Genomic DNA, 782 nt, shown 5'->3' on the forward strand with positions numbered 1-782 from the left:
GCAAAGAAGATCTTATGGTGGTTTTGCCGAGGGTGTTCACCTCTTCCCATTCCGAACAGAGAAGTTAAGCCCCTCATGGCCGATGGTACTGCACAACAATGCGGGAGAGTAGGTAGCTGCCATACTTATTAAGTGAAGCCTTAGTGTTTGTGCACTAAGGCTTTTTCTTTCTTTAAGAGTAGAGGATGTCTGCTAAAGAGCAGATCTCAAAATAACTTGACACACAGGGCAGTCACTACTGCTAACACGATGACACACCAGGCTAGGCAACAACCTACCACTTACACTATATCATGTCATCACACTTTCTACTTCTTTAAAAAGAATAGAAACACACTTAAGCATCACGCTTAATATCAGTTTGAAATACAGAAAATAAATAAGCAATTAAGTTGAAATAATTTTTGCTGCGAATGATAAAGATCATATCTTTGCCGTCCGCTCAAAAAGTTACAGTTCTTTGCAAAATAATGGGTTGATTATCAGAAGGTTAAAATGCACTTTCCTAATATATAAGTCATTCAGATAGAGATAATTAAATATAAAAAATGTTGTAAAAGTTTTGGTGATTAAATAAAAGATCACTACCTTTGCAACCCCAACGCAAACGATACAAAAAAGTTCTTCTAAAAATAACAAAAGATGTTCGGCTAAAGAGCCACAGAGATCGGATCTCACACATCAACAACGACTAAATGTTAATGGTTAATAACTATCAGCAAGTCATAAGTTCTTTGAAAGAATGGAAACAACAGCACGAATCTAAGTAGTGATGCTTAGGT

General features: G+C 36.4%; 1 rRNA gene. It reads left to right on the top strand.

Annotated elements, in window-relative coordinates:
* The first annotated feature begins 13 nt into the window (after positions 1-13).
* Positions 14-125 (top strand): 5S ribosomal RNA (rrf, locus tag AC1DP6_RS36485).
* The last annotated feature ends 657 nt before the right edge of the window (positions 126-782 follow it).

This window comes from Chitinophaga sp. 01L420 (genome assembly GCF_056399985.1).